The sequence below is a fragment of the Sphingobium sp. D43FB genome, assembly GCF_002312805.1.
GTDB lineage: Bacteria > Pseudomonadota > Alphaproteobacteria > Sphingomonadales > Sphingomonadaceae > Sphingobium.
On record NZ_NMUA01000074.1, the window covers coordinates 1 to 6017 of the forward strand.

The following is a 6017-nucleotide window of genomic DNA, read 5'->3' on the forward strand; positions in this document are numbered from 1 at the left end:
GCACCAGGCCGCCATCCGAAGAGAGCATGCCGCCGTCAAATCTAGCGTCCAAACGCTTGCCAGAAACGGGTGACAAACCGGTCAGGGGCAGCGTAGGATCGTCCATGGTGGGTGTGGCTCTCCAGAAATGACGGTGGCCGGTGTCAGCAACCAAATCATACGTCAAATCATAGCGTTACGCCACATCCACCAACCCCCGGTGAATTTTTCGGGTTAGCTGAGGAGATCAGCTTCACGAGGTTGTGAGAGCGAAGGATGTGATGGCAAAACCGGTCGGACCGGGAACAAGGACAACCCAAGGAATGTCATAGGCGTAATAGCCTGCAAACCCGATCGGACCTTGTTCGCGGACCCCATCAGGGCCAGCAGTCTGCACCGACTGCATCAACAGGCCGGACAGACGACTGCACCCGACGGAACGTCAGATCATCACTTTATGCTTGCAACGCGGGAGCCATCCACAGACGACATTCCGAAATCGGCCAGTCATTCCGGTTCATAGCTACTATGTCCTCATGGTTTGAATGTCCGGTGTTTGATTGGAAGCCGCCATTCCCGGGATGCATGACGAATGACCGGAAAGTCCCCAGTTGCCGCTGGCCGATATCCACCCTTCACGAACTTTCAGCGACGCCATTTTCTCGATCTAGCCGAAGACCCCCATTGTTGACGCCGCAGTCGATCATGTCCTGCCGTTCAATGGTGGGAACATGATCGACCGCTCATCCCTCGATATTGAATGGCCAACAAGACCAGTGACGGGACCGTTTAGCAATTTGAACCCGCCGCCCAATCAGGCGATAGTGGGTATGATCCCACCCTCGACCCGGAGAGCCGCGCCATTGGTTGCAGCGGCAAGCGGACTTGCGAGATAGGCGACCATCGCGCCGACTTCGTCTGCCTCGATCAGTCTCTTGATGAGCGACAAGGGGCGCAGCTTGGTGAAGAATTCGACCTCCCGTTCGGCTTCCGATGCATCCTTATGTTCGACAACAGAGCGGATGAAATCGACAATCCCCTCCGAACGGGTCGGTCCGGGCAATACACTGTTGACCGTGACACCCGTTCCCCGGGTTTGTTCGGCAAGACCACGCGAGATGGAAAGCTGTGCTGACTTTGTCATGCCGTAATGGATCATCTCGGCGGGCGGCAGAAGGCCGCTTTCGCTAGCAATGAAAAGCACGCGACCCCAATTTTTCTGCAACATCAAAGGGAAATAATGCCGGGCGAGGCGAGCGCCGCTGACGACGTTGACCTCAAATATATGATGCCAGTCCTCGTCCGTGATGTCGGCAAAGTCCTTGGCTTCATAGATACCAAGATTATTGACGAGGATGTCGGTGTCGGGAACGGCGGCGATGAGGGCGGCGGCACCTTCGGCGGTTGCAGGATCGGCAAGGACGGGATTAACGCTGCCGCCGATCTCCGTGGCGGCTGCCTCCAGCTTCACCTGGTTGCGACCGGTGATGGTAACCGCGACACCCTCGGCAGAGAGGCGTTTGGCTATCGCAAGGCCGATCCCGGCGGTCGATCCGGTGACGATGGCGGTTTTGCCGTTGAGTTTGAGGTCCATGATTTATTCCTGACAGTGGCGATCAACTGGACGGGAAATAGACATCTTCATCATTGATGCCTAGAATGCGTCTCATCACTTCAGAAGTGAATTCAAATCATGGATAATCGTTTTGGCGACATTGAGATATTTCTGACCGTTTCGGCGGAGGGTAGCTTTGCAAATGCCGCACGCATGCTGCGTCTCACCCCCTCGGCCGTCAGCCGATCCGTCGCGCGGCTGGAGAAGCGGCTCGCCGTTACGCTTCTGCGGCGCACCACGCGCGCGCTGGCCTTGACGACAGAGGGCGTGGCCTATCGCGATCGGATAAGCACCCTGATTGTGGAAATGGCAGAAGTTGAGAAAAGCCTAGGTCAGGCAAATCAGGTCGCGCGGGGGCTGCTGCGTGTCAACGCCTCGCCATCCTTCGGGGTCCAATGCCTGATCCCGGCCCTTCCCGGCTTTGCTGAACGCTATCCGGCCGTGAAGGTCGAACTGACGCTTACCGACAGCATCGTTGATCTGGTGGAGAAGCGAGCGGACATCGCAATCCGCATCGGTCCGTTGCGCGACACGCGGCTGCGCGCAAAAAAGCTGGGGCATAGCCGCATGGCACTGGTCGCCAGCCCGGACTATCTCGCGCGTCGCGGCGTCCCTCAGATTCCTGACGATCTCGACCAACATGACTGCCTGCGGTTCAGCTTTCGTCGTTCGATCGATAGCTGGCCGTTCCAGGTCGAAGGGCGCATCGTGCAAAAGCCAGTGGAAGGACGCTTCTTCGGCAATTCGGGCGAGGTGGTCCGGCAGATGGCTGTCGCGGGCTGCGGCATTGCCCGACATGGAGCCTTTCACGTCGCAGCTGACATTAAGGCCGAGCGGCTGGTCGAGGTGTTGAAAGAGTTCAATCCTGGCGATGGCGAGGACATTCACGCCCTCTATGCGGCGGAGGATCGCGCGGCGACGCGGATACGAGCGTTGCTGGATTATCTGGATTCGATAGAGTTGTTCGCGACATGATGTGCAGTGACGCGGACGGAGTGAACGCCGAATGCCTGCCATGGGCGTGAACGCACCGCCGACCTGACATTTCAGATTCTGCCCGCCGATCTACAGGCCTAGAACCGGCCTTGGACTTCAAATCATGCTAGCAAGCTGCAAGATTTTACCACCGTATCAAGGCTGGTACGGCAATGCGCCCCAGCGCGGCTGACATGGCCACGGGCGCAACGTGCCAGATGCCCAGGTGCCCGATGGTGTCGAATGGACATGACATGCCGTGCGCAAAACTGCCCAGCGCCCCCGCCGCTATGCCGGTGTAGAACCCGGCTACATTGGGACCAACGGGGGCACCACGGCGCAGCCAAAGGATCAGCGCTGCCGCCACGCCAATGCCGCTGACGGTTCCGGCGATGAAGCAGTTCAGCCCATCCGTAGCTTGGTCGTGTCTGCCGACTGTCCCCTCCAGCGCCATCAGCAGCAGGGCGGTGACGGGCAGGATAGCAAGCGCCGCTAGCAGCCAGCGCAAGCCATCCTGCCGGGCACCGACACGCGGAGCCGCCATGCGAACCACCGCCCGCGCCGCGGCAAGCCCGACCAGCGCGATAAGCCCGTTGGCGATAAAGAAGATGGCGGCCGCCTGCCCATTTGCAGGGCCGCTCCACAAGCCCTGCCACAGCGCAATCGCGGCGATCGTCAGCATGGTTGCAACCGCTACCAGCGCCAGACCATGACGCATGCGCAAGGGGCGCACTGGCTCAAGCTCGCCTGCGAGTTGTGCGATGAGGGGATTGGGACGGGGGGGCATGGTCAGTCAGCCTCTTCGACGAGCGCGGACAGTTTCCTGAGGCCGCGATGAATGTTCACTTTGATCAGACTTTCGCTCTGGCCGGTGCGCATGGCCGCCTCGGTAACGGAAAGTCCTTCGATTTTCACCAGTTCGATTGCGTTGCACTGTGCCGGGGAGAGTTGCACGAAAAGCCGGTCAAGGCTCATCCGGGCCAGCACGGCTTCCTCCTCGCTGTCCGCAGGGGCATCATGATTGCCGAGTTCACTTTCGCTGGAGCGGTAAACCCGTCGCAAATGATCGACCCAGCGATAGCGGGCGATGGCCGCGAGCCACGGCAGGAAGGCCCGTGTTTCATCCCAGGTCGCGCGCTTGGCATGAATGGCAAGCAGCACGTCCTGCACCAGATCGTCGATCTGCGCCGGGGGCACGTGGCGGCGGAAGAAGCGTTCAAGCCAGAACTGCGCCTCGGTCAGCAGCACGGTGTAGGCACGCCGGTCGCCGCCCTGGCTCGCAATCATGAGCCGGGCGAAGGTAGGCTCGTCCGCGATCATCGCCGTTCCCTCTCCCTGTGACCGTTCATGCGCGCCGATGCCGCCAATGGCCAAACAGCGCGTCGAGCGACAGCACGCCGCCGCCGCGCACGATCAGCACCGCTGCCAGCGCGGCCCACAGGATATGCGTCGTCCACCAGGCTTGCGGATACACGAAAATCTGGATGACGAGCGTCATTGCGAGCAGCGCGCCGGCCGAGAGCCGGGTTGCCAGCCCGATCACTAGCAGCACCGGGAACAGATGCTCGCCCAGCGTTGCCAGTGGCGCAGCGATTTCAGGCGGTAGCGGGACGGCGGCATAGTCATTTTCGAACAGATAGCGGGTTGAGTCGCTGATCTCGAAAAAACTGTCCTCCGTCACTTTGCTCCGGCCCGATCGCCAGAATATCCCGGCGAGCGCGATCCGGGCCAGCAGCAGCGCTCCCCCCTCCGCCAAGCGCGATGCGGCGATGGCTACGATCCGATCGTACAATGTGGCGATGTGCTGCATGTGCTGGCCCCTCTGATGGCTGCGTATCAGCGATTGATCGGCGTCAGCGAGCCATTGCCCATCGGCGTCTTGGTCTTCACGCACATGCCCTGCTTGACCAGCTTCCAGGCGTTGCCCTGATAGTCGCGGGTCGAGGTTCCGGCGCAGCTCGTGCCAGCGCCAGCGGAGCAATCATTCTGCCCAGCCTTGGCGATGCCATAGCATTTTTCCATCGGCACCTTCTGCGCGGCGACGGGGGTGGTGGCGACGCCGGCTGCCAGAGCGGCGGTTGTGGCAAGTCCGGCAATGCGGGCGATAGTGGCGGTCTTCATGATATGCTCTCCGGCTTTGGGGGGCAGCGCTAGACGGTTGTCCAGGCGTCGCATGCCCCCTCTTTCGCCGGGCGAGCCGGGACCGTTACAGGCAGAGAATAATAATTGTCGCTGTAACCGGCCAGCGCGCGAGGGCGAACATCATGGCGTGCGATCCCGCACCATCCTTTTCAAGGAGCCGCTGACATGACCACCAAGACACGCACTGCATCCATCGCCGCTGCCGCAGCCGCCATCGCGCTCAGCTCATTCTCGGCCTTCGCGGCCGACGCGCCGACCGGAAGCAAAGGCCGCGCCCTCGGCACCAGCGACACGGTGCATTGCTATGGCCTGCATAGCTGCAAGGGCAATTCCGACTGCGCCACGGCTGAGCACGAATGCAAGGGTCAGAATGCCTGCAAGGGCCACGGCTTCAAGGCAATGAAGGCAGGTGAGTGTCTCACGAAGGGCGGAACGATCGGCGACCTCGGCTGATCCGACCCTGGTCCGGCGGGCCTTTGCCCCCACGGCCCGCCGGACCGCTTTTGACGCATGAGGACTTTCGCCATGACAGATATCGCCACATTCAGTGGGTTCGGCCTTGGCCTGCGCCGCGATCACTACCGTGATTTTCTCGCGGGCGATGTCGCCGTCGATTTTGTCGAGGTCATATCCGAAAACTTCATGGTCGATGGCGGGCGGCCGCTGCGCGTGCTGGAACAGGTGTGCGCCAAACTTCCGGTCATCCTGCATGGCGTATCGCTGTCGGTTGGCTCGGCAAACGGGCTGGACAGCGATCATCTGGTCCGGCTCAAGGCGCTGGTAGACCGGATCGAGCCTCTGTGGGTGTCCGATCATCTGTGCTGGACGCGCACCAGCGCGCACAACAGCCATGATCTGCTCCCGCTGCCGCTGACCCGCGCGGCGATGAATGTCGTATGCGCCAACATCGACCGCGCGCAGGAGACGCTTGGACGGGCAATGCTGTTTGAAAATCCTTCAAGCTATCTGACGTTCCCGGAAGACGAGATGGCGGAGTGGGAATTCCTGGCCGAGATGAGCCGCAAGACGGGCTGTTACCTGCTGCTCGACATCAACAATATCTACGTCAGCGCCTGCAACCATGGTTTCGATCCTGAGGCCTACCTTTCAGGCATAACGGCGGCGATGATTTGGTCAGGGTCAGCCTTCCAGACGAAGGGGCGCGGCGCCTCATTATGTTCCTTGATGAAGCGGTTGATGGCGGCCTGCAGATCGACAACGGAGTGGAAGACGCCGTTTTTCAGCCGCCGCCGGGTCAACTTTGCAAAGAAGCCCTCGACGGCATTGAGCCATGAGCAGGACGTCG

General features: G+C 60.9%; 7 protein-coding genes and 2 pseudogenes. 3 read left to right on the forward strand and 6 right to left on the reverse strand.

Annotated elements, in window-relative coordinates:
* Positions 1 to 793 precede the first annotated feature (793 nt).
* A complete protein-coding gene (locus SxD43FB_RS22715; protein ID WP_096064062.1) occupies positions 794 to 1573 on the reverse strand; it encodes an SDR family NAD(P)-dependent oxidoreductase in 780 nt (259 codons plus the stop codon).
* 99 nt (positions 1574 to 1672) lie between these two features.
* Here SxD43FB_RS22715 and SxD43FB_RS22720 point away from each other — a divergent pair, with 99 nt between their 5' ends.
* Positions 1673 to 2569, forward strand: coding sequence for a LysR family transcriptional regulator (locus SxD43FB_RS22720; RefSeq protein WP_096064063.1), 897 nt, complete (start codon positions 1673 to 1675; stop codon positions 2567 to 2569).
* Between the two features lie 145 nt (positions 2570 to 2714).
* Here SxD43FB_RS22720 and SxD43FB_RS22725 read toward each other — a convergent pair whose 3' ends face one another.
* Genes SxD43FB_RS22725 through SxD43FB_RS22740 form a run of 4 tightly spaced genes read right to left on the reverse strand, consistent with a single transcriptional unit; the run spans position 2715 to position 4690 of the window.
* A complete protein-coding gene (locus SxD43FB_RS22725) occupies positions 2715 to 3356 on the reverse strand; it encodes a DUF1109 domain-containing protein (RefSeq protein ID WP_096064064.1) in 642 nt (213 codons plus the stop codon).
* Positions 3357 to 3358: 2 nt separating this feature from the next.
* Entirely contained in the window at positions 3359 to 3889 is a 531-nt protein-coding gene (locus SxD43FB_RS22730) for a sigma-70 family RNA polymerase sigma factor (protein WP_096064065.1), read from the reverse strand.
* A 25-nt stretch (positions 3890 to 3914) separates the two neighbouring features.
* Complete coding sequence (locus SxD43FB_RS22735; RefSeq protein WP_096064066.1) at positions 3915 to 4379, reverse strand: DoxX family protein; 465 nt, start codon at positions 4377 to 4379, stop codon at positions 3915 to 3917.
* Between the two features lie 26 nt (positions 4380 to 4405).
* On the reverse strand, positions 4406 to 4690 hold the full coding sequence (locus SxD43FB_RS22740) for a DUF2282 domain-containing protein (protein ID WP_069064247.1): 285 nt from the start codon (positions 4688 to 4690) through the stop codon (positions 4406 to 4408).
* A 186-nt stretch (positions 4691 to 4876) separates the two neighbouring features.
* On the opposite strand from SxD43FB_RS22740, the gene SxD43FB_RS22745 reads away from it, so the two are divergent.
* Together SxD43FB_RS22745 and SxD43FB_RS22750 are read left to right on the forward strand one after the other, a co-directional pair.
* Positions 4877 to 5164 (forward strand): hypothetical protein, encoded by a 288-nt coding sequence (locus SxD43FB_RS22745; protein ID WP_096064067.1) that lies wholly within the window; start codon positions 4877 to 4879, stop codon positions 5162 to 5164.
* 72 nt (positions 5165 to 5236) lie between these two features.
* Positions 5237 to 5833: pseudogene (locus tag SxD43FB_RS22750) on the forward strand (DUF692 domain-containing protein); the annotation flags it as partial.
* On the opposite strand, the pseudogene SxD43FB_RS22755 reads toward SxD43FB_RS22750, so the two are convergent.
* Positions 5812 to 6017 (reverse strand): annotated as a pseudogene (locus tag SxD43FB_RS22755) (IS630 family transposase); the annotation flags it as partial. The pseudogenes SxD43FB_RS22750 and SxD43FB_RS22755 sit on opposite strands and share 22 nt — an antisense overlap.